The following is a 24,390-nucleotide window of genomic DNA, read 5'->3' as shown; positions in this document are numbered from 1 at the left end:
CCAACCGCTTGTCAGGGCCGTTCAGCGCAGGCTCGGTAGTTCACGGAGGTGCTCGTAGTTCCGGTTTTCCAGGTTGTCGGCACTCAAAATCCGCGGGGTAATAAAAATCAGCAGTTCTTCAAATTCTCCGGCCCGGGCATCGCTGCGGAAAAACTCTCCGATCCCCGGAATATCTTTGAGCAGCGGCACGCCGGAGCTGCTGCTGGCCTGGCGCTCCTTGGCCAGCCCGGCAATCACCACGGTGGCGCCATCTTCCACGATCAGGTTGGTCTGGGCCAGTTTTTTGATGATGAAGGGATTGCCCAAAACGGTGCGGCTCTGGTCAACCTCGTCCTTCTGGGCTTCGATTTTGAGTTTGATGTTGTCCCGGGAGATCACCTGGGGGGTGACCAGCAGCCGCAGCACCGCGTCTTTGTACTGGACACTGGTGGTGCCATCTTCAATGGTCTGGTAAGGAACCTCGGTACCGCTTTCCAGTACCGCCTCGTGGTTGTCCAGGGTGGCAATGGACGGCCGGGAGAGGATGTTGACTTTACCTTCCCGCTGCAGGGCCTGCAACTGCATTTCCAGAATGTTGCCGGCCACCGAGGCGGTGTAGAAGCCGACCTCACCGCTCAAAACATCCAGGCTGTACTGCTCTCCGATGGGATTGCCCGCCTGATAGGTAAAACCGTCGGTCCCATCATCGCTGACCCGCTGCCGGCCGCGCCAGAACGAGCCCCACTGAACGCCCAGTTCCCGGGCCACTTCCTGGTTGGTTTCGATGATATGGGCCTCGATGAGCACCTGGGGGGTGGCCTGATCGACCTCCCGCAGGAAGTCGGCCAGCCGTTCCTGATTTTCAGCGGTATCACGCAGCACCAAAGAGCGGGTGTGACGATCTACGGTCACCGACCCCCGGGGGTTGCCCTCTTTGTCCCGACTCAGCATCGGGGTAAGCGATTCGGCCAGCGAGGCCGGCTCGGAAAAACGTACCGGGATAACTCTGGTCAGCAGCGGGCTGACATGTTCTTCCTCCAGATAAAGACCCTGGCGCTCCACCTGGCGACGCAGATCTTCCACCGACATCACCCGGATCACCCCACCCTCCAGGGCCGCCACCAGGCCGTAACTTTCGATGATACTCATGAACACATCGTTCCAGGGCACCCGGTCCACATGGATATTGACACTGCCGGTAACGCTGGGGTTGATGATGATATTCTGCCGCGCCACCCGGGCCAGCGAGCGCATGGCCGTGCCGATGGGTACATCCACCAGGTTGATGGTAGTGGCGGTGGTGGGCAAGGCGGTGTGCAACTCGGCGGTGCGCTCGGCCACGGTACGCGGCGGCCGGCGCGGCATGATCTCGGGCGCCGCCGGCTCCGCCACCTCCGGCTCGACGGGCCGGATCACCGGTTGCGAGGATTCCACCAGTTCCCGCCACTGCTCGAAAAAAGCATCCCGCTCGGGCTTAGGATCCGGCAAAGTGGAGCAGGCCCCGAACAGCCCCAGCAGGGGCAGCAGAGCCAACAGCAATATGACAGAACGTGATTTCATGGTAAGGCCTACCTCCCGGGCCGTTAGTTTACCTGTAACCCTGCCGCTTATTCCAGGTCGACAAGGGGGATCTGCACCACGTGCCCCCCCCAGCCAAGCTCCAGATAATGGGGATCGATCCGCTGCAGGCTAAGATTACCATTGATGGTATCACCAACCATGTACTCCTTGCCGTTCAGCACCGCCAGCCGCCGGCCGGCCATTTCCAGGTAGCCGGAATAAACCAGGCGACCGGCGGCCTCCCGCAGTTCTTCCATGACCACATGCTCGCGCCGATCCGCCGCCGGTTCGTCCAGCAGGACAAAATCCGAGGCAACGAAGAGGTTTGCCGACCAGGCCGTCTGCTGCAGTTCGTCCATGGCCTGCAGGGCCGCCTCCGGCGGCTCGAACTTGCCCACCGCCAGCTCCTGCTGCAACTCCACGGCCATGGCCAGGGCGGCATCATGCGCGGCAGTGTGGGCAGGCGCTTCGGGCTCGGTGACCAGGAAAAAATCGTAAACAAAATAAAGCACCACCAACCCCATCAGGCCGACAATGATCTTTTCCCGCGTGGTTTTCAAAACTCTCTCCTCCGCACTATAGTCACCGGCACAAGCTACTGGTCGTCAACGAGCAGCAGCGCCGTAAGCAGAAACCCGCGCTCGCCCCGCTCCCGCTCTATCCCGATTTCTGCCAGTTCCTCCAGGGAAGGCAGCCAGACCAGTTCCAGGGCCAGCCGCCGCAGGGAATCCAGCTCGCCGGCCAGCTTCAGGTGAAGTTTAAGATACCCCGTTGGTTCTAAATGCTCGGGAATTTCCAGGCCCAGCTCCCGCACCGCAACACCGTGTTCAGCGGCCAGGCGGCGCACCGCCATCGGCGACTCCCGGTACTCGTGGCCGAATTCCCGGGGCGGCGACCAGGCCTCCTCCCGCAGCACGGCCAGTTTGCCGTGCAGGGCCTCGGCCACCAGATGAATCTCCCGGGTCTGCTCAAGGCGGGCCCGCTCCGCTGGAATCTCCGCCGCCAGCCGCTCGGCTTCCTTGAAAGAAGGCAGCACCAGCCCAAAGCCAAAAACCGCCAGCAGCAGGCAACACACGCCCAACACCGTCAGGTTGTAGGCATTGAAGGCGACCCTCAGTTTTTCCTGCCAGATAACGGTGTTCATCGGCTCTGCTCTCCCTTAAACAACAGGCGGGCCTCAACCTCCAGATGGAAATAGAGCACGCTCACTTGCGCTGTGGTTTCCCTTTCTTCCCGCTGGGTAACGCCGACCGTCCGCACCTGTTGGGAGCCCTCCAGCCGCCGCAGGTAACGCACCAGTTGCAGATCCCGCTCCGCCGGCCGGCCGCCGATCACCCCCCGCAGTTCCAGCGTCAGGCCATTTTCATCCGCCCCCGCCAGGCCCCGGGCTTGCAGGGCCAGCAAGGCCACGCCCGACGGGGCCAGTTCCTGAACCTCGGTGAGCAGCATCAACAACTGCTGCCGCCGGGCCATGGCCGTAATCTCATCCTGGTAGCGGCCTATTTCAGCGGCCAGCGCCGCCAGATAAGCCTCGTCGTACTGGGTGGCGGCCAGTTGTCGGCGCTCCTGCTCGAGGGCGGCATACTCGCGCTCCCGTTCGCCGATCACACTCTGCTGCCAGCCGTAAAGGCCGGCCAGCCCCAGGGCCAGCACAATGAACAGGCCCACCACCGCCTGGTTGGTCCGGTGGGCCAGCTGCTGTTTTTCCTTGTCCGGATAGGTGAGCAGAAAGTTCAGGCTGTGCCGGCGATTACAGTGAGCCAGGCCGATGGCCGGGGCCAGCAGTTGTCGGGCGAATTGGTCGTAGGGGGGGGCGGCGGCCAGGGGGCCGCAGCCCTGGTCGTTGGCGAAGGGATCAAGCCAGGCGCAGCCGATGCCCAGTTCATCTTCAATTTTTTCCAGCAGCGACGCCCCCAGTTTCATCGGGCTGGCAACATAAATCCGCTCCGGCCGGGGGATTCCCAGGTTGGCCTGGCAGTAGTCGAAGGTGCGCTCCAACTGGCGCACCAGGCGGGTTGCGGCCTGGGGGTCGAACGGGAGTTCCGCGCCCCCATGGCCCTCGGGCCCGGCGGTTGCCGGGTCGACCGCCGGTTCATCCAGCACCCCCTCTTCCCACTCACCTGGCGCCTGCAGCTCCGGGTCTGCCCCGGCCGGCGCCGTTTCGCCCCGCGAAAGCTCGATTTCCCCGCCGTTGGCCATGGCTGCCGGCCCGACTTCCAGAATGCTCTGCAGGCCGGTTTTGATATCCCGACTGAACACCAACCCGCAGTCCCGGAAAAGGGAGATAAAAGAGCTGTTTTCCTCCAGCCGCAAAAGGGAAAAGGCACGATCACCGCCGCTTAAACGCTCCTGCAGGCAAAGATTGCGTAAGGCAGAGGAGGGGGCAGTGATCCCGGCCAAGGGAAAGGAGAGGGCACGGAACAGTTGGCGCAGGCGTTCCACCACCGCCCTGGGCGCCAGAAAGACCACCGCCCGCCGTTTGCCGTCGTTGTCGGCCTCGGCTGCGGGCCGCAACACAAAATCGAGGATCTGGTTTTTGGGATCAAAGCTGTCGATGTTTTTCCGGGCCGCCCAGAACACGGCGTTGGCCACCTCCGAAGTGGCCACCGGCGGGATGGTCAGCAAATGCACATCGACGTGGTGCCAAGGAAGTTCGGTCCAGATCTCAAGTGGTTGGGCGCTGCCGCCATGGGCGGCCTGAACCACCGCCAGGGCCCGGCGCAGGGCCTCTTGCATGGCCGCGGAGTCCAGCCAGGAGTCGTCAGAATCCGGGGCGCCGGCGGCGGCCTCCTGCTTAACGCTGTAGCTCTGGTGGTCCTGCAGCAGCTGGCGCCCATGGACATGACCCACCACCGCCAACTCCAGAGCATCGGGCCGCAGGGAAATCCCCACCGTAACCGGCCGGCCCCGGCGCCGCAAAACCGGCAATTTGGCGGCCAGCTCGGACCATCTGGATGGCGAAAGCAGGGGGGGGCGGGGGGGGCAGGACTTTTGCTCGGCCCGGGGGGCATCGTCCCTGGCCGGTGCCGCAGCCGCCGGCGGGACGGCAGCAGCCGCCGTATTGCTCTCCCGCCGGGGGGGAACGTCATGGTCATCGCCGGCGCGAATCAGATCCAGCAATTTTTCGGTGGTGGAAAGTTCTTTACGACGATCCATTATTGCGGCGACCAGCCCCGGGCAAGCAAAATGCCAGGCAGTTAAAAGTTATAAACCTCTTGTAAACGGCGGGATATTAAAGGTTCAGCCTACAACAGGTGGTTAAAACAGCTTTTCCCACTTACCGCAACACAAACAAAATATCAATATTTTTTTTCTTTTTTTGTGGCACCTTTTTCCGGCCCGCCCAAGCCGCCAGAACTTGCTTTACTTGTTCAACTGAATACTCGCCGGGCGCAAGCGCGCACCAGGGAGGCCCGAACCCGACGGGGACCGGCGGCATCCAACCCGCCCCGGGCGATACAGGCCAGCAGGACCTGGGAACAAAGCATGACAATGCGGCGTGGGTAGCCGCCGGTATGGCGATAAATCAGCCACAGGGCCGGAAGGGTGAAAAGATCATCGGCCGTGGCCGGGCGACGGTGACTCTGTCGCAGGCGGAAATTGATCAACTCCCGGGTTTCCCGGAACCCCAGCGGCCGCAGATGGAAAAAGTAGGCGATGCGATCCCGAAAGTAGTTATGCCGCCGGATCTGTTCCTTGAACTCCTCTTGGGCGAAGATCAGCACCTGCACCAGCTTGCGGTCGTTGGTTTCATAGTTGAGCAGCTCCCGCAGCACCTCCAGGCAGAAATCCGGCAGCTTCTGGCCTTCGTCAATGATCAGCAGCACGGTGCGGTCCCGCTCGAGGCTTTCTTGTAAAAGGAAGTTGTTAAACAACTCCCGCAACTCCCGCTCATTAAATTCCGCCGGCTCCTCTCCCCCCAGCCCGAAGGCCTGAACGATGGCGGCGAGAAACTCCCGGCCGGACTTGAAATTGGGGTCCAAAAAGAGCCGGGTCAGGATCCGCCGGTCCCGCTCACCTCCCAGGTTACGGATCAGTCGCCGGCAGATGGTGGTCTTGCCGGTACCCACCTCGCCAATCACCACACTCAACCCCCGCCGCAGCCGCACCGCCAGTTCCAACTGCTGCAAACAGTCGTGATGCTGGGCGGAAAGATAAAGCAGACGGGGGTCCGGCGAGTTGGCGAAGGGGTCCCGCTGCAGGTCAAGGAGCTGGTAGTATTGCATGGGTTATTGCTGAATAGGTGGAATGTAACCGCCACCGTACCCAGCGCCGCCGCCATCACCCTGCCCGGCTTCGCGAACGGCAAAGTTATCAAAAAAAACTTTGCCGTCGCAAACCTCACTGTTGCCCTGCCCTGTACATTCCACCAAGTTGTGGCCCCAGGTGTGCAGCCCGACTTCCGCCGCCGCGTCGGACTTATAATCGTTACTGTCGTCGGTTACGTCAATGGAGGTAACCGTGAAGTAGTCGACCGCCTCCGTCCAGTCCCCGAAATCACTAGGCGGCCAGGGCAGAACCTGGGAGCCGTCATTATCAAGGCCGCCGCGGGGGGAAGTGATCCTGATATCATCATTGTAGGGATCGCTGTCGCCGCTGATTGATTCGACGACATGATCGCCATACAACACCTGAATACGGTTGCCACCCGATTCACCTAGCTGCTGGACCCGCAACAGCAAAGTGCTCCAGTCCAGCAAACGTCCTTCTTCGTTAACGATGGAAGAATTGGCCAGTGAATGCCAGGCCAGCGGTTGGGCCCCAAAATTGGCTCCTGATCCGACCGTTTTCCACAAAACAAGGTGAGGCTCCTCCTTGCCTATCTCAGCGAGGATCTCGGGAGATGGCGCATCGTTACCACTGGCCTCAGGATGCCCCTTGACAAACGAAACCCCATAAAGACCTTTACCAAGCTGCCCCGGCGTATTTCCATCTCCCTGCAGGCGAAAGGTAATCCCGGCCATATAGGCCATCGGATCAAGGTCTTGCTCAATTTTTACTTTAACCTGCACCTCGTAATCGGGGCCAACCTGGCCACTATAAAGCAACGAGGTCATGGGATGCTGTCCACCTGGATTCATTCCCTGCAACTGAATGGCCGGCGCCCCATCCTCATCGACGGTCCCGAATTTACCCAGCGGCGCCCCTTTGCCGCTGGCCCCCGGCCCTTCACCAAAGTTGTCCATATCGCTGGCAATCATCTCCCCGTCGCCGACAAACTCATCATCCCCCGATATCTCCAGCGGAAAGCCGGCGTCATCGTAAAACCAGTAGGTGACGGCGCGGGACACATTGAGGCTGCTGTTATCGCCGGGGTACTCGCCGATGGAGCGCACCTGAATAACCGGGGCAAATTCAAGCACATCCTGGTCTTGCACGGTGAAGGGAAAGAGCGCCGGAAAATGCAGGAACTCGCCGTCATCCAGCGTCAACGGGAAATCGTCGCTGTCCCCGCTGATGTTCCGCAATGCGCCGCCCGCAAACTCCTCATAGCCGTACTCCACCCCGTTGTGCAAAAAAACATGGTCACTGGCCGGGATCACCGAACCGGCCTTTAATGGCAGGTCATCTTCTTCGTTGATCGCTTGCGCCCCCTGTACCTCACGCCGGTTGGGGATAGCGGCGATTACCGCCACCAGGGTATCGTCACTAAATTCACGGTAACGGTACCAACTGCCCTGGTATCTGAACAGGCCATTCCTGGGGGCCAGCTGCGCCCCGGACTCAATTTGCAGGTCTCTTTCCCCCGGGGCGTTACTGACCGTCTGAGTACCGGCAACCCAAGCCTCGGCATCATAGCCTTCCTCTTCCGTCAGCTTGGCCAACTCCAGGGTGAACGTGCCCCCCGCCACTATAAATTCTTCACCATCCAGTTCCCAAAACTCATCGGCATCGCTGCGTAGCGTGGAAGCGGCGTAGCGGAAGCCGGACTCCGCCAGGTAGTAGGCCCGTTCGCCGTAGTTGGCCCGCACCCCGTGCAGGGAAGAAGTGCCCAGCATGGAGGCGGCGGCGGCGCCCAGCACCCCGGCCATCACCATGGCCGCCACCAGCCCCAGCAGCACACCACCCTGGTGATTACCCACAGGATTTAATCCTTGGCGCCCGGCCCCGCGTTTCTCTGGCCTTGCCTTGTGCATAGGTTTGCTCACTGGTAGGAGTTACGGGGCAGCACGCTGGTGGTGAATTCCAGGGCACTTCCCGTCTGTTGATGTTCCAGACTGAAGGTTATCACCACCAGGCCGGCGGCGTCATACGCCAACGAAGAGTCGATTACCCCGTCGATCAGGGGCGCCCCGTCAAGGGTGATGGTGTCGTCGCTTTGGGCGATACTCATGGAGCCGAGTATATTATTGTAGGTAAAAGGCAGATCAATCGGCTCGTCTGCACCGATACAATCGTAGCAAACCTGCAGCTCACTGCTCAAGCGGGTCAGGGCCAGTTGCGCCTTCTGGGCCATGGCGGTGCTTTCCCGGGCCATCAGGTAACCCCGGGCAATGGCGGTCAACCCCGCCCCGGCGATGGCGGCCAGCATGGCGGCCAGCACCAGCACGGCGATCACCTCGATCAGGGTAAAGCCGCATTGGCGGCGGTTTTTTGCTGGTCGCGCAAACACTCTATTCCCCTATTCCGAGAAAAACGCGGTCAATTCCTGCCCATGCGCCCCGGTGAAGGTAACCTGCAGCACCTCGAAATCGCCGTCAAAGTCAGCCGAAACATCTGTTTTCGTGCCACCATAAGCCGCTAAAAGATTATCCAGTTCGCTCTCGAATTCACCCCAGTCAAGCTCTTCACGCAGATATTCATGGTAAGAGGCGGTCAATGTTTCCAGGGGAACCCTGGTCTGGGCCAGAGCCTGGGCGGAATGGATCGGCTCGCTACTGCGGACCACGGTGTGACTGACAAAGGTGAAGGCCACCAGGCCGGCCAGGGCCGCCACCACGATGGTGATGATGATTTCCAACAGGGTAAAACCGCTTTGGCATGGCTCCGGTCTGATCATGGGATAAAACCTGTTTCGCGGGTAATGGTGATGGTAACGGTGTGGCCATTGCCTACGGTGACCGCCTGGTCGCTGTCCAGCAAGCTGCCGCTGGCGGGATCAACACCATTGTATGGCCGCCCCCATGCGTCAAAAGAAAGGTTGGTAAAACCGCTGACACTCACCCCGGCGGGCAGGGGCACGGTGTCTGCCTCCTCCCCCAGAAACACGCTCCGGCTAGTAATGTCGTCGCCGCTGTAAAGCCAGTAACTGGAGCTGCTGTTATGCACCCCCCAGGAGGTATCGGAATGCATGGCCCGAAGCTGGGCATGCCGCAGGTGCACCTTGAGCTTGTCGGCCGCCGCCACCACCCGGCTCTGGTTGTCGCCCACCCGGCTGGCCGCCACCGCCGCCAGGATACCGATGATAATCAGCACGGCAATGACTTCCACCAGGGTGAAACCCGTCGACCACGTTCGCCTGCTTGTGTCCGTCGCCGCCATAAAGAAAATCCGCCATCGCTAACTTATGATGCCCTCGCAAAAACCCGCCAAACTGGTTGGTCGGCAACTGCATGCGGCTTTTATATGTTTGTATAGTTATTTTTTGCCCAGTTCAAGAAAAAAACACCAAGGTTTCTTAACAGGCACCGAATGGTCAAGGGCAAAAAAGGGTGAACGGTCGCTTCAGCCATTGCCCTAACTCACCTATAATCCCAATTTATCGTATATTGCGGCACAACACAAGATTTTATCAAATCTCCGCCTGATCCCGACCGCAAAAGCTATCGACGGCGGCGGCGACACGGTTGTTGACATTATCGCCCCAAATTGTGAAAGTATAGACACTGACCAAGGCGGTCGGCCTGCCACTTAACTCCGTGCCAGGCCCGACTGGTGCATTATAATATTTCTTTGCCCTGATTAAGGACCGCAGCCCATGAGCAAGCCAGACTGGAAAGCTGAAACCATCGCCCTGCATGGCGGCCACACCCCGGATATAGCCACCCGCAGCCGGGCGGTGCCCATTTACCAGACCACCAGCTACGTCTTCGCCGACACCGACGACGCCGCCTCTCTTTTCGCCCTGAAACCCGAAGTCTGGGCGCCGCGACTCAACCTGGACCGCGACGGTCTGCGGCCGGAGGATTTCCCCTCCGAGGCCACCGGCAACATCTACACCCGGATCATGAACCCCACCACCGACGTGCTGGAACGACGCATGATGCTGCTGGAGGGCGGCGTCGGGGCCCTGGCCACCAGCTCCGGCTCGGCGGCCATCACCTACGCCATCATGAATATCTGCGAAGCCGGCCACAACGTGGTGGCGGCTTCCAGCCTGTACGGCGGCACCTACAACCTGCTGCAGCACACCCTGCCCCGCTACGGCATCCGCACCACTTTCGTGGCCGCCGACCAGCCGGAGAGTTTTGCCGCCGCCATCGACGAAAACACCCGTTGCCTGCTGCTGGAAACCATCGGCAACCCCCGGCTGGACACCCCGGATATCGCCAAAATTGCCGAGATCGCCCACGCCGCCGGCATCCCCCTGATCGTCGACAACACCGTGCCCACCCCGGCCCTGTGCCGGCCCATTGCCCACGGGGCCGACATCGTGGTCCACTCCCTGACCAAGTTCTGCGGGGGACATGGCAACTCCATCGGCGGGGCGATTGTCGATTCCGGCAAATTCGACTGGGCCGCCAGCGGCAAATTTCCCATGCTCACCGACCCCGACCAGTCCTACGGTGGGGTGGTGTGGACCGACGCGGTGGGGGCGGCGGCCTACGTGATCCGGGCCCGCACCATTCTGCTGCGGGACACCGGCGCCTGCCTTTCCCCGATGAACAGTTTTCTAATTCTGCAGGGCATTGAAACCCTGACCCTGCGCATGGAACGGCATTGCGCCAACGCCCTGGCGGTGGCCAAATTTCTCGAGCAGCATCCGGCGGTGGAATGGGTACTCTACCCCGGCCTCGAAAGTCACCCCACCCACGCCATGGCCAACCGTTACCTCAAAGGCGGCTATGGCGCCCTGGTGGGCTTCGGCATCAAGGGCGGCCTGGAGGCAGGGCGCAAGTTCATCAATAACCTGAAACTATTCAGTCACCTGGCCAATATCGGCGACGCCAAGAGCCTGGCCATTCACCCGGCCTCCACCACCCATTCCCAGTTGACTCCCGATGAACAACGGGCCGCCGGGGTGTCGCCGGATTTCGTCCGCCTGTCGGTGGGGCTGGAGCATATCGAGGATATCTGCGCCGATCTAACCCAGGCCCTGGGGTAAACTTTCGGCAGCGCCGCATCTTGCGGCGATCGGCCCGGCTTGCGTACTGATGTACGCGGCGCCGGTCAGCTTGCCGCAACCTGCGGCACTGGCGCAAGTTTACCGCGTTGCCTGGCATGGGTCCGGCAACATATTTTCGTTGAGGTAGCATCAATATTATGAACAAGCTATTTTTTAGAAAATTGGCAAAATTGGGGGCAGACACCAATTTCTTTAAACCAGTTACCTGGTTGCGGCGGTTGTTTTTGCTGCTGCTGGTGGCAGCACCCCTGTGGGCCGCCGCCCTGGCGCCGGGGGTGGCCGGCAGCAGTGGTGATGAGGTGCCTGGGGCAAGCGGCAGTGGGGGTGAAGCGCCCGCTGTAGCCCCTGGCAGCCCGGTGGCGCCGGTGGTGGTGCTGACCGTGGCCGATGCCATCGGGCCGGCCACCGCCGATTATATCAAGCGGGGGCTGAACCGGGCCCATGCCAAGGGCGCCCAGCTAGTGGTGCTGCAGATGGACACCCCCGGCGGCCTGGATACCGCCATGCGGGAGATCATTAAGGATATTCTGGCCTCACCGGTGCCGGTTGCCACCTTTGTACATCCTTCCGGGGCCAGGGCCGCCAGTGCCGGCACCTATATTCTTTATGCCAGCCATGTCGCCGCCATGGCGCCGGGCACCAACCTGGGGGCCGCCACCCCGGTGGCCATCGGCGGCCCCGGCGGGGCACCGGGGGCTCCCGACGACAATCAGGATGGCGATGATCGACAAAAGGATGAAAAGGCCGACGAACAAGAAACCCCGGCCGGTGACGCCCTGACCCGCAAGCAGATCGAGGATGCCACCGCCTATATCCGCGGCCTGGCCCAGTTGCGGGGCCGTAATGTGGAGTGGGCGGAAAAGGCGGTGCGGGAAGCGGTCAGCCTGTCGGCTTCTGAGGCGGCGGAGATCAACGTGGTGGACCTGGTGGCCGGGGATATTCGCGATCTGCTGCGCCAGATCGACGGCCGGGAGCTTAACGTGCCCATGGGCGCCATCACCCTGGACACCGCAGACGCCGAGCTGATCGCCATCGACCCCGACTGGCGCAACCGTTTTCTGGCCACCATCACCAATCCCAGCGTGGCATATATCCTGATGCTGCTGGGAATTTATGGTATACTTCTGGAGTTTTACAACCCCGGTTTCATGATTCCCGGGGTAACCGGCGCCATCAGCCTGTTGCTGGCGCTATACGCTTTTCAACTGCTGCCCGTCAGCTATGTCGGCATGGGGCTGATCCTGTTGGGGGTAGCCTTCATGACCGCCGAAATGATGATGCCCTCCTTCGGGATTATGGGGATGGGCGGCGCGGTGGCTTTCATAATCGGATCGGTGATGCTTATGGATACAAGTGCGCCAGGCTTTACCCTCCCCTGGCCTCTGATCGTCGGGGTTACGGCGGCCACGATACTCTTCCTGGTCGTGGTGGTTGGCATGGCCCTGAAAGCCCGGCAACGGCCGGTGGTGGCCGGCAACGAGGAAATGGCGGGAGCCGAAGGCGAGGCTCTGGCCGATTTTGACGACCAAAATCGGGGCTGGATCCGGGTTCACAGCGAAAGCTGGCTGGCCCAGGCACCCGGGCCGGTGAAAAAAGGACAGAAAGTAAAGGTCACCAGGGTACGCGGCCTGGAACTTGATGTGGAATAATTTAACGTACACAACGTTTTAAAAAATGGAGGAAGGCCATGTTTGACGCTTATTTTTTCTTGATGGTGGTGGTGGGTCTGGTGCTGCTGGCGGGCTACACTTTCCGGATCCTGCGGGAATACGAACGGGGGGTAATTTTCCAACTCGGCCGCTTCTGGAGCGTCAAGGGCCCGGGCCTGATCATCGTCGTTCCCGGTCTGCAACAGATGGTACGGGTGGACCTGCGGACCCTGACCATGGACGTGCCCAGCCAGGACGTAATCTCGCGGGACAACGTTTCGGTCAAGGTCAACGCGGTGGTTTACTTCCGGGTGATGGACCCGGCCAAGGCCATCATCCAAGTGGAAAATTACATGGTGGCCACCAGTCAACTTGCCCAGACCACCCTGCGGGCGGTGCTGGGCAAGCACGAGCTGGATGAAATGCTCTCCGAACGGGACCGGCTCAACATGGACATCCAGCAGGCCCTGGACGTGCAGACCGACTCCTGGGGGATCAAGGTTTCCAGCGTCGAGATCAAGCACGTGGACATCAATGAAACGATGATCCGGGCCATCGCCCGCCAGGCCGAGGCCGAACGTGAACGGCGGGCCAAGGTGATCCACGCCGAGGGTGAAAAGCAGGCCTCCAAAAAGCTGCGGGAAGCGGCCCAGGTGCTGGCCATGCAACCCGAGGCCATGCAACTGCGTTACCTGCAGACCCTAGGCCACATCGCCGGCGACAAGACCTCCACCATCGTCTTCCCGGTGCCCACCGACATCATCGGCCCCCTCATGAGGGCCATCACCGGCAAGGCCGTGACCCAGAGCCCCCCGCCGGCGGACGACGATGAAGTCCCCGAGGTGCCGGATATCAGCCCCGAGGCCCTGAAGGAAGCGATTGCACCGCCCAGCGGGGCCGACAAGCCCTGAACAATACGGCCCCGGCCGGCGGCGCAGCGACCGCCGGCCGGGCTATGTCTTGGCATCAAAAACAAAAAAAGGGGCTTTCCCCGCACAACATCGAGGAAAGCCCCTGCTAATCACTGGTGCCGGAGGTCGGAATCGAACCGACACGGGGTTGCCCCCGCGGGATTTTGAGTCCCGTGCGTCTACCAGTTTCACCACTCCGGCGTTTGCTGTCCCGACCGTCACGGCCGGGAAGCAGCAATATAGAAAGCCTGCCCGCCAGTGTCAAGCACAACCACGCACGGGGGCGGGGTCACGTATCCAACAAAACACACGACCGCCATGCCGCCTGCTTCGCCGTTGTCACTCCCCCCTTTGCCGGTCACCACCGGAGCGCCGCTTGCGGCCCGCATCGGCCGGCTCATCCTGCTGACCTGGCTGGTACTTGTTGCCAGCGCCACAACCGGCCCGTCCACCGTCTCGGCGGCGGCACCCGGCACTGCCGACGGGCCGACGCTGCCCGTCGGCGACGATCTGTCGCTGAACAGCCTGGCGGCAGCCGCCGCCATCAGTCTGCAGATCATGAGCCGTCGGGATGGCAATACCCGCTACCAACTGTGCGGCCGGGAATACACCCTGGCCCGGCTGCAGCAGGCCCAGGAGCAGCTGCTGGCCGCCGTACGACAAGCCGCCACCGGGGAGGAGCTGATCGCCTTTATTGAGGAACACTTCCTCTTCTGTCGGACCGCAGGCTCGCAATATGCGGGCAAGGCCTTTCTGACCGGCTATTACGAACCGGAACTGGCCGGCAGCATGGAACCGGACGAGCGCTTCCGCTACCCCCTGTACGCACCGCCGCCGGACCTGGTACGCCATGAAGGCCGGGAGGGACGTTGGGCGGAGGGCCAATTCGTCCCCTACTGGTCGCGGGCGGAAATCGAAAAATACCACCTGCTGGCCGGCCATGAACTGGCCTACCTGGATGACCCGCTGGCCGCTTTCATTCTCCACGTGCAGGGCTCGGGCCGCATCCGCCTGCCCGACGGCACGGTGCGCTCCATCCAGTACGCCGCCCGCAGCGGTCGGGAGTACCGCAGCATCGGCCGGCTGCTGCTGGATGAGGGGCGACTGACCCGGGAAGAAGCCGACCTGCCCGGAATCAAAAGCTATCTACGGCAACACCCCGAAGAACTGCGCCGGGTGCTGCACCACAACGAGTCTTACATCTTTTTCCGCTGGGGCAAGGAAGATGAACCAGGACCACTGGGCTCCTTCGGCCTGCCCCTGACCCCCGGCCGCTCCCTGGCCCTGGACCAGAACTATTATCCGCCGGGAATACCGGCTTATCTGGCGGGAGTCCGGCCGGAATTAAATGATGAGGAAAAAATTGTTGAGTGGCGGGATTTCAGCCGTTTGGTTTTCAACCAGGACAGCGGCTCAGCCATCCGGGGCCGGGGCCGGGCCGATCTGTTCTGGGGCCATGACCGCTACGCCGCCTTCGCCGCCGGGGTCACCCGGCATCCCGTGGAGCTTTTTCTGCTCCTGCCCCGCTCTGAAATGCTTCTTTCAGACCCCGCTCTTTAAGCTCCCGCACCAGTTCACGTACCTCCTGCACCCGCTCACGATGGGCCACCAGCACCGCATCGGCGGTTTCCACCACCACCAGGTCGTCGACCCCCAGCAGGGCCAGCAGGCGGCCGGTGGAGCGGGCGTAGCAGTTGCGGCTGTCCCGGCTCACCACCCGGCCCTGCTGGACATTGCCATTGGCGTCGGCGGCCCCGCCGTCCCATAAACCACTCCAGGAACCGACATCCCGCCAGCCGCAGAAGAGGGGGACCACCACCGCCTTACTGGTACGCTCCAGCACCGCCCGGTCGATGGACAAGGCCGGCGAGGCGGCAAAGGAATCCGCCGGTAAACGGATAAAATCCTGGTCCCGCTGCCGCCCCTGGTAAGCCTCGCTCATCCGGGCACTGATCTCCGGGGCGTGGGCCGCCAGCTCGGCCAGCAGCACCGAAGCCCGGAAAAGAAAAATGCCGCTGTTCCAGAGATACCCCTCTTCAAGGTATTTCCGGGCCGTGGCGGCATCGGGTTTTTCCACAAAACGAAGTACCGGGAAACAGTCGGCAGCCCCGGTCGCGGAGGGGTCGAAAAACGGGGAGGGATCGGAAGGCTGGTAAGACAAGCGCCGCCAGCTTTCTTCCGCCGGCTGAATATAGCCGTAACCGGTTTCCGGTTGCTCGGGCATGATCCCGAAGGTAACCAGACATCCATCCTCCGCCGGCGCCAGGCCGGTGTTGACGGCGGCAACAAAGGCCGCGAGCTGATTAATCTGATGATCGGAAGGCAGCACCAGCAGCAGCGGATCGGCGCCTTGCTCCAGGGCCTGGAGGGCCGCCACGGCTACGGCAGGAGCGGTATCGAGATCCGCCGGTTCCAGGATAATCTCGGCGGCGAGCCCCACGGCCCGGAGCTGTTCCGCCACCATGAAACGATGGGGCTCGGTGCAGACCACCACCGGCCGGCCGGTGTCATCCAGCCCCTCCAACCGCCGCAGGGTCTCCTGGAACATGGTGTCCCGCCCCTCCAGGGACAACAACTGCTTGGGGCACTGCTCACGGGACAGCGGCCAAAGGCGGGTACCGGAGCCACCGGCCAGCACCACCGGGACGATCACGCCCCGGCTCCCAGCCCGGCCCCACTGAACGGAAAATAAGCCGGCCGCAACGGCGAATCGCCCGCCAACTCCGCCAGCAGGCCGGTGGCATAAGCCGGCAAATCAAGACCCAGGCCAAGTTTAAGAACGGTCAGCAAAACAGTACCCAGGGCCATGGCCAACAACAGGAAAAAAAACCAGAACAACAGCAGGGACAACCGGTTGCAGCGTCCTTCCCGGCGATGGTAATTACGCCAGTCACGGCCAAAAAGGAACACATAGTACCAGCGCAGACGGCCCAGACCGATGCCCCCCCGCACATCAAAGGGATGACGGTGGCCGCGCTGGGCCCCCAGGGCCGCCTTCAGGCTGAGCAACTGCTCCTCGGAAAAGGAACCGGCCACTTTTTCCGGCAGCCGGCTTAAAATTCCCGCGATCAACGGATCCTGGCGGATATCCTTGCCGCCTTCCTGCTCTTGCTGCTTCATACGTACACCCTCCCGCCGGGGGATTACTCCACGGTGACGCTCTTGGCCAGGTTGCGGGGCTGGTCGACATCACAACCCCGCAAACGAGCCACCTGGTAAGCCAAAAGCTGCAAGGGAACAGTATACAGAATCGGATTCAAATCCGGCACGATCACCGGCAGATAAACGGCATGATCGCTGATTCGGCCGATGTTGACATCCCCCCGGCTGCCCAGCAGAATCAGCCGGCCATGCCGGGCCTTGACCTCCTCCACATTGGCAATCACCTTGTCGTAAACGCCGTTCTGCGGCACCAGGGCCAGCACCGGCATATCACGGTCAATCAGGGCAATGGGGCCGTGCTTCATCTCGCCGGCGGCGTAACCCTCGGCATGGATATAAGAGATCTCCTTGAGCTTGAGGGCCCCCTCGAGGGCAATGGGGAAATTCTCCCCCCGGCCCAGGAAAAGAAAATCCCGGCTTTTCACAAAATCCTCCGCCAGCCGTTCCATCTCCTCCTGCCAGCCGGGCAACTCACGTTCCAGCACCGCCGGCAACTCCACCAGGGATTCAATCATGGTCAGCCGCTCATGGGCCACCATGGTGCCCCGGACCTGGGCCAGGTAAAGAGTAAAAAGAAAAAGGGCCACTAGCTGGCAGGTAAAAGCCTTGGTGGAGGCCACCCCGATCTCTGGGCCGGCATGGGTATAAAGGGTGCCATGAACCTCGCGGGTAATGGTACTGCCGAGCACATTGCAGATGGCCACCACTTTGGCGCCGGACTTCAAAGCCAGGCGGGTACCGGCCAGGGTGTCGGCGGTTTCCCCGGACTGGGTAATGGGAATCACCAGCACCTGTTTATCCAGCAGTAGCCGACGATAGCGGAACTCCGAGGCAATGTCCACCTCCACCGGGATTCCGACCCATTTCTCCAGCCAGTACTTGGCCACCAGGGCGGCATGCCAGGAGGAGCCGCAAGCCACCATTACGATCCGCTTGAACCCCTTCATGTTCCGGTCGGAAAGCCCCAGTTCCGGCAGGCAGAGCTGGCCGTGTTCCGGGTCGATCCGGCTGCGAAAGGTGTTCAGAATGGCCTGGGGCTGCTCGAATATCTCCTTGAGCATGAAATGGGTGTAGCCGGACTTTTCGGCCATGGCCGGGTTCCAGTCAATAGTGTGGACTTCCTTTTTGACTTTACGGCCGTTGCTGAGTTTTTGGATCTCAAAACCATCGGCCCGGAGAACGGCCAACTCCTGGTCGTCCAGGTACACCACCCGGCGGGTATAGGGCAGCAGCGCGGGAATATCCGAAGCCAGCAGACAACCACCCCCATCGTCATCCTGGATGCCCAGCACCAGGGGGCTCTGGGAACGGACCGCCACCAGCTTATCCGGCTCACCGGTCCAGAGGACGCCGATGGCGTAAGACCCCTTTACCTTTTTCAGGGACCGGCGCACGGCGCTGACCAGGTCGCAACGGCTGCCGCAGAGGAAACTTTCGATCAGGTGCGCCAGCACTTCGGTATCGGTTTCCGAACGAAAGACATGGCCGTCGGCCTGCAACTCTTCCCGCAGGGTGCGAAAATTTTCGATGATGCCGTTGTGCACCACCACCAGCTCACCATGGCAGTCGCTGTGGGGGTGGGCGTTAAGTTCGGAAGGCGAGCCATGGGTGGCCCAGCGGGTGTGACCCAGGCCGATATGGCTGGGGGTTTGCCGCACCTGGTCGAGCTTGGCCTCGAGATTGGCCAGCTTGCCCTGAGCCCGGTGTTTGACCAGGCCATTTTTACCAAGATAAACCAGGCCCGCCGAATCATAGCCCCGGTATTCAAGCCGTTTCAATCCTTCCAGCAACACCGGCACCACACGCCGGGAGCCGATATAACCGACTATTCCGCACATTTCCCCAACTCCCTCCGTTTTTTTACACAAAACCCTGGCGCGAGTTTTGCGCAACCTTCGGCAATACCGCCAGCAAGGCATCTATCTCCGCCGTCGTGTTGAGCCGGCTCAAACTGATCCGCAACGTGCCGTGCCGGAAGGTTTCCGGCACCGCCATGGCCGCCAGCACCGGCGAGGGGTCGAGATCCCCGCTATGGCAGGCGGCGTGGGCTGAAACAGCAAAACCCAGCTCATCCAGATCCTGGATCATCTGGGCCGAAGAACAGTACTCAAAGCTGACATTGACGGTGTTGGCCAGGCGCGGTGCCCCTTCGCCGTTGATCCTGACCTCGGGGCAAGCCTGAAACAGACCCTCCTCCAGGCGACGGCCCATTTTTTCCATGCTCTCCCGGCCGCCGTCGGCCAGATAGGCCGCCGCCAGCTCACAGGCCTGGCCGAAACCGGCGATCCCGGCCACGTTTTCGGTACCGGCCCGCCGGCCAGCTTCCTGGCCGGCCCCCATCACCAGCGGCGTCACCGGGACCGACCGGCGGGCATACAAAGCACCACAGCCCTTGGGGCCATGCAGTTTGTGAGCGGCCAGGGCAAGATAATCCACCGGCCACTCTTCGGCCCTGATCTCTTCCTTGCCGGCCAATTGCACGGCATCACAGTGAAACGGCACTCCCTGGTCGCGGCAGATACCGCCCAACTCGGCCACGTCCCACAATACCCCGGTTTCATTGTTGGCGGCCAGCAAAGAAACCAGCACGGTGTCTGGGCGGATGGCGTTTTCAAGCAAAGCCGGGTCCAACCGGCCGGTGGCATCCACCGGCAACAGTTCGATCTCGTAACCCCGCCGGCGCAAAAATTCCAGCGGCGCCATGACAGAGGGGTGTTCCACCGTCGAGGCAATGAGATGACGCCCTGCAGGCCGGGCCATGACAGCGCTGAAAATCGCCTGGCAATTGGCCTCGCTGCCGCCGCTGGTGAACACCACCCGATCGGGGGCACACCGCAGCAGCCCTGCCACTTGCCCCCGGGATGTTTCCACCCGCCGACGGGCCACCTCACCAAAAGAATGGCCGCTGGAGGGATTACCAAAATCCTCCGCCAGGCAATGGCTCATCACCTCCACCACTGCTGGCAGCAACGGGGTGGTGGCATTGTTGTCCAGATAAATTCGCCGCATAAATTTAAAACCCCCCATCGCAAGACAACAGCCCATGGCTGTATCCTGACACTATAGCCTGTCACCGGCCCCGACCGTAAACGTTCAGCAGTGCCGCAGGTTGCGGCAAGCGGCTCGGAGCCGCGTACTCCAGGTACGCAAGCCGGGCTGATCGCCGCAAGATGCGGTGCTGCTGGACGTTTACGATTACATGCTGAGCATCCGATCCAGGGCCCGACGAGCCGCCGCCGCCGTTTCCGGATCGACGGTAATCCGGTTGACCACCCTGCCCGCGGCAAGATTATCCAGCACCCAGAGCAGGTAGGCCGGCTTGATGCGGTACATGGTGGAACAGAGGCACTGGAAAGGTGAAAGTGAATGCACTTCTTTGTCGGGGTGGCGATTCTGCAACCTGCGCACCAGGTTGATCTCGGTACCCACCGCCCACTTGCTGCCCGGGGGTGACTCGCTCACCGCCCTGATGATCATCTCGGTGGAACCGTACTGGTCGGCCCGGCTCACCACCTCGCGGCGGCATTCGGGATGAACGATGATCCGCACCGCCGGATCGCGCTGGCGCCAGGCCTCGACGTGCTCGGGCTGGAACTGCATATGCACCGTGCAGTAGCCGTCCCAGAGGATGACTTTGGCCCGTTTTACCTGTTCCGGCGTGTTGCCTCCCAGAGGTTGGCCCCGGCGCCAGAGGATGACGGCCTCCTCGGCCAGGCCGATGGCAGCGGCGGAGTTGCGCCCCAGGTGTTCGTCGGGAAAAAAGAACACCCGCTCACCCTGGCTTAAAGCCCACTGCAACACCTTTTCCGCATTGGATGAGGTGCAGACCGAACCACCCTTTTCCCCCACCAGGGCCTTGATGGCCGCCGAAGAGTTGACATAGGTCACCGGCACCAGGCGGTCGACCGCGATGTGTTGGGCCAGTTCCTGCCAGGCCCACTCCACTTCCGGCCGGGAGGCCATATCGGCCATGGGGCAGCCGGCCCGCAGATCGGGCAGGGAAACCTGCTGCTTATCGGTGGTCAAAATATCCGCCGACTCGGCCATGAAATGGACCCCGCAGAAGACGATATACTCCCGGTCCTGGTTTTCGGCGGCAATCCGGGCCAGTTTCAGGGAGTCGCCGGTGGCGTCGGCATGCTGGTAAACGGCCTCCTGCTGATAGTGATGACTAAGCAGCAGCAGGCGGTCGGCCAGCTCTTCCTTGCGGGCGATGATCCGGCCATGCAACTCCCCGGGGTCTACCCCCAGATATTCCTCGCCGATATCGACTTGCACCAATGCTTCCATAACTGAAAATTTTATTCCTCGTCGAGTTCCGTGGCCGGCGGCACTTTGGCATGGGACTGCCGGCGTTTGCGCTGCAACTCTTTAAGCTGCAGGCCCAGGGTGTCAAAGGCCTCGCCGAGAATGGCGCGCACCGACTCGCCCTTGCGGCCGACCACCACGGTATCGTTGGGTACTCCCGCCACCAGGCGCACTTCATAGCCGCCACTCTTGTGGCTGGCGGTCTCTTCGATGCTCACCCGCAGGTGGTGCACCAGTCCCGCATGATGGCGCAACAGCCGGGCTTTTTCATTGTCGATCTTTTCCTGCCAGGCTTTACGAATATCCAAGTTACGGCCTTCAACCTGAAGTTCCATGCGTTTCCTCCCCGTTGGAGTATTTGAAGGGTAATTGAGCGAAAAATGGTTAGATTACCTGCTCTTCGCCCCGCTTGCAACCAAAAATCAGGCAGACCGCCTGCCCGCACATAATCAGCATAGAGGGCTTACCAGCCACGGTCAAGCCGCCTGGTGGCAAGGAGCCGTCAAAGTCATTGGTTTTGGCACCGGGGTGGGGCCGCAAAACCCGGTAGCGACTTTGACACGTTGCCCTGCGTTGGCGACTAAGCCAGGGCAAAGGTTTGGCGCATTAGCGCCAGCCGCTGCAGTGATTGACCAAGGCGCGCCGGGGTTATCTCGCCCCGATCCAGGGCCGACTTGAAGCGGGCCAGGGCGGCCCGAATCTTGTCGTGATCCTGGCAGATCAACAATTGGTCGGCCCCGGCCTTGAAAGCGGCCAGGGCGGCTTCGGGCACCCCGCCCTGGCGCTCAATGGCTCCCATCTCCAGATCATCGGTAACAATAACCCCGGCAAAGCCCAGCCGCCGCCGCAACAGCTCATCCAGGATCAGCGGCGACATGGTGGCGGGCCGCTCCGGGTCCAGGGCGGGATAGACGGTATGCGAGGTCATGATCGCCGCCACCCCGGCGGCGATGGCGGCCCTGAAGGGGGTCAACTCATCTTGCACCAGTTCTTCCCGACGGCGTTCGATGGCCGAGATTTCCCGGTGGGGGTCCAGGCGAGCCAGGCCCAGACCGGGAAAATGTTTGCCGCAGGCGGCCAGCCCGCCGGCCTGCATCTTTTCAATCAGCAGACGGCCCAGGCGGGCCACCACGGCGGGATCATGGCCCAGCACCCGCCGTTCCATGTAGTAGCCCTGCCCGGCGGGGCACAAATCCAGCACCGGGGACATATTCATATTGATCCCGACCCCAAGAAGCTCCCGGGCGCAGGTTTCGGCATACCCTCCCAGTGCCGCCTCCGGCGCCGGCCCTTCGGCCAGTACCCGGGCATCGGGGAACGTGGTAAAAAAAGGCTCCCCCAAGCGGGCCACGGTGCCGCCCTCCTGGTCGATGGCAATCAAGGGCGAGCCCAGGCCGACGGCCCGGCAGGACCGGGTCAGCGCATCGGTCAGGCGGCCCAGTTGCGACGGGTCCACCACGTTACGCTTAAAGAGAATAAAATCGTTGATCCGCTCCCGGGCGATCAGGTCGCGGGTGGAGTCGTCAAGCTCGGGGCCCGGCAGACCGATCATAAACAGGCCGCCGGGGGACGGCGGGGTTGCTGATGATGTCAAACTGGTCAATCCGGTTGGTCCTGGTAAGTGGCGGGGTCGGGATGGCCGGCGGCGGCAAAGCCCCGCCGGCGCAGGATACAGGCGTCGCAATGGCCGCAGGCTCGGTGGTGCTGGTCCGGGTCATAACAGGAGTGGGTCCGGGCGTAATCCACCCCCAGCTCCAAACCCTGGGCGATAATCTCCGCCTTGCTCAAGTGCAACAGCGGGGCCTGGAGCCGAAGGGGTTGCCCTTCCCGGCCGCATTGACTGCCCAGATTCAAAGCGGCGGCCATGGCCACCAGGTAATCGGGACGACAATCGGGGTAGCCGCTGAAGTCCACGGCATTGACCCCGATGAAGATATCCCGGGCCCCCAGCACCTCGGCCCAGGACGCGGCATAGGCCAAAAAAATGGTATTGCGGCCCGGCACGTAGGTCACCGGCACCTCCCCGGCAATCCCATGACCGGCAGGACCGGCGGCCTCGAAGGCCAACAGGTTATCTTTCGGCACCGCCAGCGCATCGCCGGTTAAGGCCGAGCCGCCAATGGCGTCCAGTTCGATATTGAGCACCAGGTGCCGGACTGCACCCCAGCGCTCGGCATTGGTCCGGGCCAGATCCAGTTCCCGGGTATGACGCTGGCCGTAGCTGAAAGAGAGGCAGTGGCAACGATAGCCCGCCGCCGAAGCCAGGGCCAGCACCGTGGTGGAGTCCAGGCCGCCGGAAAGCAGCACCACCGCCGGCTGCCCCTGGGCGTCGACTAAAACCTGCGGCTCCAGGCCGCCGCTTGTTATCCGCTCCGTCATACCGCCAACCTACCCCCATCCAACGGCGATCGTCAATACCGAACTGCCGTAAACGTTCAGCCGCACCCCCACCTTCGGGCGATCAGCCAAGCTTACGTACACGGGGTACGCGGCGCTTGGCTGCTTGCCCGAATCTGGGGCACTGCAGAACGTTTACAGCCCGTTAAATCAACACTTCGTTGGCCCTGTGGTTAACACTTACGAAGTGCCGGCAACGGGCGATAATTGACAACGAAACAAGGTTTGTGGTTGAATATCCGCTATGATCCTCTTTGCCGACCACCGCCACTACGCCCGCCGACTGCTGCGTCGCAGCCTGGAACTGGCAGTCGTCTGGCTGGTGCTCACCGGCGCCGCCCCCGACGGCCTGCTGCCCGGCCTGGTGGTGGTGATTTCTGCCGCCGTGGCCTCGCTGCTGCTGCCTCCGGGCCGCTCCTGGGTCTGGCGGCCACTGGGACTGCTGCGTTTCTTGCCTTTTTTTCTGCTGCGCTCGCTGCTGGCCGGCACTGATGTAGCCCGCCGGGCCTTCAGTCGTAATCCTCGCCTGGCGCCCACCCTGGTCACTTTCCGCTGGCGCCTGTCCGAAGGGCCGGCCCGGGTTTTTTTCGCCAACACCGTTTCTCTGCTGCCGGGCACCCTCAGCGTCGGTTTTGACCGGGAAAAGCTGGAGATCCACAGCCTGGACGACGACGCCGGCCTGGAACAGGACCTGCGCCGACTGGAAACCAGGATCGACGAGTTGTTCCGGCAGGAAAGTGAACCAGCCGCCGAACGGCCGGGAAGCGCGTCGGAGGCACCACCACCATGAACGACACCACCCTGTTGCTGGCCTGCGTACTTTTTTTGCTGCTGACCATCTGCCTTGGGCTGCTTCGGGTGGTCAAAGGCCCCACAGCGGCGGACCGGATGCTCACCGCCCAGCTGTTCGGCACCAGTGGGGTGGGAATTTTCCTGCTGCTGGCGGAAGTTTCCAATCACCCCACCCTGCGCCATATCGCCCTGGTTTATGCCATGCTGGCGGCGGTGGCGGTGATCACCTTCGTCCGCCGCTACCGGGGCGCCGAGGCCACCACCACGTTCCGGGCGGCGAAAACAGCGCCGGGGAAGACAGAGACCATAAAAACCGCGTCCTTGAACACAGAGAAGAAGGCATAAT

The 24,390-nt window shown here is 62.0% G+C and carries 23 protein-coding genes and 1 tRNA gene; 6 read left to right on the top strand and 18 right to left on the bottom strand.

Annotated elements, in window-relative coordinates; translation table 11 throughout:
• Positions 1 to 21: 21 nt before the first annotated feature.
• The 9 genes from pilQ to P0N66_RS10790 all read right to left on the bottom strand — a co-directional run bounded on the left by pilQ (position 22) and on the right by P0N66_RS10790 (position 9,021).
• A complete protein-coding gene (gene pilQ / locus P0N66_RS10830) occupies positions 22 to 1,539 on the bottom strand; it encodes a type IV pilus secretin PilQ (protein WP_275805240.1) in 1,518 nt (505 codons plus the stop codon).
• 47 nt (positions 1,540 to 1,586) lie between these two features.
• A complete protein-coding gene (locus tag P0N66_RS10825) occupies positions 1,587 to 2,099 on the bottom strand; it encodes a hypothetical protein (protein ID WP_275805238.1) in 513 nt (170 codons plus the stop codon).
• A gap of 35 nt (positions 2,100 to 2,134) precedes the next feature.
• The gene (locus P0N66_RS10820) at positions 2,135 to 2,683 is read right to left on the bottom strand and encodes a hypothetical protein (protein ID WP_275805236.1); all 549 of its coding nucleotides are present in this window, start codon (positions 2,681 to 2,683) and stop codon (positions 2,135 to 2,137) included.
• On the bottom strand, positions 2,680 to 4,695 hold the full coding sequence (locus tag P0N66_RS10815) for a DUF2267 domain-containing protein (protein WP_275805234.1): 2,016 nt from the start codon (positions 4,693 to 4,695) through the stop codon (positions 2,680 to 2,682). The genes P0N66_RS10820 and P0N66_RS10815 overlap by 4 nt, the downstream gene beginning before the upstream one ends.
• A gap of 215 nt (positions 4,696 to 4,910) precedes the next feature.
• Positions 4,911 to 5,765, bottom strand: coding sequence for an ExeA family protein (locus tag P0N66_RS10810; RefSeq protein ID WP_275805232.1), 855 nt, complete (start codon positions 5,763 to 5,765; stop codon positions 4,911 to 4,913).
• A gap of 3 nt (positions 5,766 to 5,768) precedes the next feature.
• Positions 5,769 to 7,622 (bottom strand): hypothetical protein, encoded by a 1,854-nt coding sequence (locus P0N66_RS10805; protein WP_275805230.1) that lies wholly within the window; start codon positions 7,620 to 7,622, stop codon positions 5,769 to 5,771.
• A 62-nt stretch (positions 7,623 to 7,684) separates the two neighbouring features.
• Entirely contained in the window at positions 7,685 to 8,152 is a 468-nt protein-coding gene (locus P0N66_RS10800; protein ID WP_275805228.1) for a prepilin-type N-terminal cleavage/methylation domain-containing protein, read from the bottom strand.
• Positions 8,153 to 8,161: 9 nt separating this feature from the next.
• Positions 8,162 to 8,539: a type II secretion system protein gene (locus tag P0N66_RS10795; protein WP_275805226.1), complete on the bottom strand. Its 378-nt coding sequence runs from the start codon at positions 8,537 to 8,539 to the stop codon at positions 8,162 to 8,164.
• Positions 8,536 to 9,021: a pilus assembly FimT family protein gene (locus P0N66_RS10790; protein ID WP_275805224.1), complete on the bottom strand. Its 486-nt coding sequence runs from the start codon at positions 9,019 to 9,021 to the stop codon at positions 8,536 to 8,538. Before P0N66_RS10790 ends, P0N66_RS10795 begins: the two co-directional genes overlap by 4 nt.
• Positions 9,022 to 9,457: 436 nt before the next feature.
• On the opposite strand from P0N66_RS10790, the gene P0N66_RS10785 reads away from it, so the two are divergent.
• The 3 genes from P0N66_RS10785 to P0N66_RS10775 all read left to right on the top strand — a co-directional run bounded on the left by P0N66_RS10785 (position 9,458) and on the right by P0N66_RS10775 (position 13,385).
• Positions 9,458 to 10,804 carry an O-acetylhomoserine aminocarboxypropyltransferase/cysteine synthase family protein gene (locus tag P0N66_RS10785; protein WP_275805222.1) on the top strand — a complete coding sequence of 449 codons (1,347 nt, stop codon included), beginning with the start codon at positions 9,458 to 9,460 and terminating at the stop codon, positions 10,802 to 10,804.
• Between the two features lie 158 nt (positions 10,805 to 10,962).
• Positions 10,963 to 12,474 carry an NfeD family protein gene (locus P0N66_RS10780; RefSeq protein ID WP_431190044.1) on the top strand — a complete coding sequence of 504 codons (1,512 nt, stop codon included), beginning with the start codon at positions 10,963 to 10,965 and terminating at the stop codon, positions 12,472 to 12,474.
• A gap of 38 nt (positions 12,475 to 12,512) precedes the next feature.
• Positions 12,513 to 13,385 carry a slipin family protein gene (locus tag P0N66_RS10775; RefSeq protein ID WP_275805218.1) on the top strand — a complete coding sequence of 291 codons (873 nt, stop codon included), beginning with the start codon at positions 12,513 to 12,515 and terminating at the stop codon, positions 13,383 to 13,385.
• A 114-nt stretch (positions 13,386 to 13,499) separates the two neighbouring features.
• On the opposite strand, the gene P0N66_RS10770 is transcribed toward P0N66_RS10775, so the two are convergent.
• Positions 13,500 to 13,586: transfer RNA gene (locus P0N66_RS10770), tRNA-Leu, on the bottom strand.
• Between the two features lie 117 nt (positions 13,587 to 13,703).
• Here P0N66_RS10770 and mltA point away from each other — a divergent pair.
• The gene (gene mltA / locus P0N66_RS10765) at positions 13,704 to 14,945 is read left to right on the top strand and encodes a murein transglycosylase A (RefSeq protein ID WP_275805216.1); all 1,242 of its coding nucleotides are present in this window, start codon (positions 13,704 to 13,706) and stop codon (positions 14,943 to 14,945) included.
• Here the strand turns inward: mltA and P0N66_RS10760 are convergent.
• From P0N66_RS10760 to queC, 8 genes are all read right to left on the bottom strand, one after another.
• A complete protein-coding gene (locus tag P0N66_RS10760; RefSeq protein WP_275805214.1) occupies positions 14,872 to 16,038 on the bottom strand; it encodes a mannose-1-phosphate guanylyltransferase/mannose-6-phosphate isomerase in 1,167 nt (388 codons plus the stop codon). The genes mltA and P0N66_RS10760 overlap by 74 nt on opposite strands.
• Positions 16,035 to 16,505: a hypothetical protein gene (locus tag P0N66_RS10755; protein WP_275805212.1), complete on the bottom strand. Its 471-nt coding sequence runs from the start codon at positions 16,503 to 16,505 to the stop codon at positions 16,035 to 16,037. Before P0N66_RS10755 ends, P0N66_RS10760 begins: the two co-directional genes overlap by 4 nt.
• Before the next feature lie 23 nt (positions 16,506 to 16,528).
• The gene (gene glmS, locus P0N66_RS10750; protein WP_275805210.1) at positions 16,529 to 18,385 is read right to left on the bottom strand and encodes a glutamine--fructose-6-phosphate transaminase (isomerizing); all 1,857 of its coding nucleotides are present in this window, start codon (positions 18,383 to 18,385) and stop codon (positions 16,529 to 16,531) included.
• A gap of 22 nt (positions 18,386 to 18,407) precedes the next feature.
• Complete coding sequence (locus tag P0N66_RS10745) at positions 18,408 to 19,556, bottom strand: cysteine desulfurase family protein (protein WP_275805208.1); 1,149 nt, start codon at positions 19,554 to 19,556, stop codon at positions 18,408 to 18,410.
• 186 nt (positions 19,557 to 19,742) lie between these two features.
• Positions 19,743 to 20,837 (bottom strand): quinolinate synthase NadA, encoded by a 1,095-nt coding sequence (gene nadA, locus P0N66_RS10740; protein ID WP_275805206.1) that lies wholly within the window; start codon positions 20,835 to 20,837, stop codon positions 19,743 to 19,745.
• Positions 20,838 to 20,848: 11 nt separating this feature from the next.
• Positions 20,849 to 21,190, bottom strand: coding sequence for an HPF/RaiA family ribosome-associated protein (locus P0N66_RS10735; RefSeq protein ID WP_275805204.1), 342 nt, complete (start codon positions 21,188 to 21,190; stop codon positions 20,849 to 20,851).
• 245 nt (positions 21,191 to 21,435) lie between these two features.
• Entirely contained in the window at positions 21,436 to 22,407 is a 972-nt protein-coding gene (nagZ, locus tag P0N66_RS10730) for a beta-N-acetylhexosaminidase (RefSeq protein ID WP_275805202.1), read from the bottom strand.
• A gap of 47 nt (positions 22,408 to 22,454) precedes the next feature.
• Entirely contained in the window at positions 22,455 to 23,234 is a 780-nt protein-coding gene (gene queC / locus P0N66_RS10725; protein WP_275805199.1) for a 7-cyano-7-deazaguanine synthase QueC, read from the bottom strand.
• Between the two features lie 262 nt (positions 23,235 to 23,496).
• Here queC and P0N66_RS10720 point away from each other — a divergent pair, with 262 nt between their 5' ends.
• Positions 23,497 to 24,042 carry a Na+/H+ antiporter subunit E gene (locus P0N66_RS10720; RefSeq protein ID WP_275805197.1) on the top strand — a complete coding sequence of 182 codons (546 nt, stop codon included), beginning with the start codon at positions 23,497 to 23,499 and terminating at the stop codon, positions 24,040 to 24,042.
• Positions 24,039 to 24,389, top strand: coding sequence for an MrpF/PhaF family protein (locus P0N66_RS10715; protein WP_275805195.1), 351 nt, complete (start codon positions 24,039 to 24,041; stop codon positions 24,387 to 24,389). The genes P0N66_RS10720 and P0N66_RS10715 overlap by 4 nt, the downstream gene beginning before the upstream one ends.
• Position 24,390: the final 1 nt, after the last annotated feature.

Source organism: Desulfurivibrio dismutans (genome assembly GCF_029210385.1).
GTDB classification, from domain to species: Bacteria; Desulfobacterota; Desulfobulbia; order Desulfobulbales; family Desulfurivibrionaceae; genus Desulfurivibrio; species Desulfurivibrio dismutans.
This window is presented reverse-complemented; position numbering and strand designations above follow the sequence as displayed.